We start from the raw sequence: 3,313 nt of genomic DNA, 5'->3' as shown, positions 1-3,313 counted from the left end.
AAAAAAAACCTCAATCTTTAAAAGATTGAGGTTTGATAAAGAAAGGCAACGACCTACTCTCCCACCATTGGCAGTACCATCGGCGCTAATGGGCTTAACTTCTCTGTTCGGAATGGTAAGAGGTGAGCCCCATTGCGATAATCACCTTAAATCGTTTCAGTATATTTCAACTGTAAAAGTTAACATATTAGTAAAATCATATCCTAAATTCATCAAAGAGTTTGCTCCCGGCCACTAGGACCGGGATACGTACATAAGCCTATGGGTTATTAGTACTACTCAGCTACATACATTACTGCACTTACACTTATAGCCTATCAACGTGGTGATCTTCCACGACCCTTTAAAGAAATCTCATCTTGTGGTGGGTTTCGCGCTTATATGCTTTCAGCGCTTATCCCTTCCCGACGTAGCTACTCTGCAGTGCCCCTGGCGAGACAACAGATACACTAGAGGTCAGTCCAACTCGGTCCTCTCGTACTAAAGTCAGATCCACTCAAATTTCTAACGCCCACAGCAGATAGAGACCGAACTGTCTCACGACGTTCTGAACCCAGCTCGCGTGCCACTTTAATGGGCGAACAGCCCAACCCTTGGGACCTTCTCCAGCCCCAGGATGTGACGAGCCGACATCGAGGTGCCAAACCCCCCCGTCGATGTGAGCTCTTGGGGGAGATCAGCCTGTTATCCCCGGAGTACCTTTTATCCTTTGAGCGATGGCCCTTCCATGCGGAACCACCGGATCACTATGCTCTACTTTCGTACCTGATCGACCTGTATGTCTCTCAGTCAAGCTCCCTTATGCCATTGCACTCTACGCACGGTTACCAAGCGTGCTGAGGGAACCTTTAGAAGCCTCCGTTACTCTTTTGGAGGCGACCACCCCAGTCAAACTACCCACCACGCACTGTTCTCATTGCTGAGTTAGGCTCTAGATAAGCAAAGGGTGGTATTTCAAGGATGACTCCACAACGCCTAGCGACGCCGCTTCAAAGTCTCCCACCTATCCTACACATTACTTATCCAAAGTCAATACGAAGCTATAGTAAAGGTTCACGGGGTCTTTTCGTCCCGCTGCGGGTAATCGGCATCTTCACCGATACTACAATTTCACCGAGCTCATGGCTGAGACAGTATCCAGATCGTTGCACCATTCGTGCAGGTCGGAACTTACCCGACAAGGAATTTCGCTACCTTAGGACCGTTATAGTTACGGCCGCCGTTTACTGGGGCTTCATTTGATTGCGTCGCCGAAGCTAACAACTCCACTTAACCTTCCAGCACCGGGCAGGTGTCAGGCCTTATACATCATCTTTCAATTTAGCAAAGCCCTGTGTTTTTGATAAACAGTCGCCTGGATCTTTTCACTGCGGCCAACATTGCTGTTGGCGACTCTTCTCCCGAAGTTACGAGTCTATTTTGCCTAGTTCCTTAGCCATGAATCTCTCGAGCACCTTAGAATTCTCATCCCAACTACCTGTGTCGGTTTACGGTACGGGTTCTTATAATCTGAAGCTTAGAGGTTTTTCTTGGAAGTTTTTAGGCACACTATCCACGCATCCGAAGACTTGTGGTACTATCACACTTCAGCTAAACCAGCGGATTTGCCTACCAGTCTAATACCTAAATGTTTCAACGAACTATTCCGTCAGTTCGCGGTGCTTTCAGTACTCCGTCACCCCATCGCAATTATAAGAAGTACAGGAATATTAACCTGTTGTCCATCGACTACTCCCTTCGGATTCGCCTTAGGTCCCGACTAACCCTCAGCTGATTAGCATCGCTGAGGAAACCTTAGTCTTTCGGTGAGGGGGTTTCTCGCCCCCTTTATCGTTACTTATGCCTACATTTTCTTTTCTATACGTTCCAGCATGCCTCACAGCACACCTTCAGCACATATAGAATGCTCCCCTACCACTTTTAAAAGTCCATAGCTTCGGTAATATGTTTATGCCCGATTATTATCCATGCTCGACCGCTCGACTAGTGAGCTGTTACGCACTCTTTAAATGAATGGCTGCTTCCAAGCCAACATCCTAGCTGTCTGGGCAGTCAAACCTCGTTTTTTCAACTTAACATATATTTGGGGACCTTAGCTGATGGTCTGGGTTCTTTCCCTCTCGGACATGGACCTTAGCACCCATGCCCTCACTGCTGAAAAACATTTTATAGCATTCGGAGTTTGTCAGGAATTGGTAGGCGGTGAAGCCCCCGCATCCAATCAGTAGCTCTACCTCTATAAAACTTTTATTCAACGCTGCACCTAAATGCATTTCGGGGAGTACGAGCTATTTCCGAGTTTGATTGGCCTTTCACCCCTACCCACAGGTCATCCAAAGACTTTTCAACGTCAACTGGTTCGGTCCTCCACTGTGTGTTACCACAGCTTCAACCTGCCCATGGGTAGATCACTCGGTTTCGCGTCTACTACTACTAACTATAACCGCCCTATTCAGACTCGCTTTCGCTTCGGCTCCAGACCTTAAATCTTTAACCTTGCTAGCAACAGTAACTCGTAGGCTCATTATGCAAAAGGCACGCCGTCACACAGTAAATGTGCTTCGACCGCTTGTAGGCGTACGGTTTCAGGTTCTCTTTCACTCCCTTACTTAGGGTTCTTTTCACCTTTCCCTCACGGTACTAGTTCACTATCGGTCTTTCAGGAGTATTTAGCCTTACCGGATGGTCCCGGTGGATTCATACAGGATTACACGTGTCCCGCACTACTCAGGGTACTGCTATATCCTCTTCGATTACCTGTACGAGACTATCACTCTCTGCGGTTCGTCTTTCCAAACGATTCCAGTTCTCTTAGATTCTAATGTCGCAGCCCTACAACCCCAATATTGCCGCAACAACATTGGTTTGGGCTAATCCGCGTTCGCTCGCCACTACTAACGGAATCACTTTTGTTTTCTCTTCCTATGGTTACTTAGATGTTTCAGTTCACCACGTTTGCTCACCCGAAGGTGTGACATGTCTTCAACATGACGGGTTGCCCCATTCGGAAATCTACGGATCATAAAATATGTGCTTCTCCCCGTAGCTTATCGCAGCTTATCGCGTCCTTCTTCGCCTCTGAAAGCCTAGGCATCCTCCATACGCCCTTATTTAGCTTATTGTACTTTTTGCTGTAGCTTGCGCTACAACGAGCTCTTTATAATTCTTGTTCTTATAAAAATATGTTGTTAGATATTATCTAACTCTCTATCTTGATTCTTTACGATATCATTTTACCAATATGTCAATGAACGTGGCGAATCGCCACTGATAAGTATTTATCAGTGCAACTCGTGCAGCACTCTGAAACAAC

2 rRNA genes are annotated in these 3,313 nt (G+C 46.7%); both read right to left on the bottom strand.

Annotated elements, in window-relative coordinates:
- Positions 1-40 precede the first annotated feature (40 nt).
- Positions 41-149: ribosomal RNA gene (gene rrf, locus NH341_RS15310) — 5S ribosomal RNA — on the bottom strand.
- A 100-nt stretch (positions 150-249) separates the two neighbouring features.
- Positions 250-3,122 (bottom strand): 23S ribosomal RNA (locus NH341_RS15305).
- Positions 3,123-3,313 lie beyond the last annotated feature (191 nt).

It is taken from the genome of Tenacibaculum sp. XPcli2-G (assembly GCF_024124505.1).
In the GTDB taxonomy this organism is placed as follows: domain Bacteria; phylum Bacteroidota; class Bacteroidia; order Flavobacteriales; family Flavobacteriaceae; genus Polaribacter; species Polaribacter mesophilus.
This window is presented reverse-complemented; position numbering and strand designations above follow the sequence as displayed.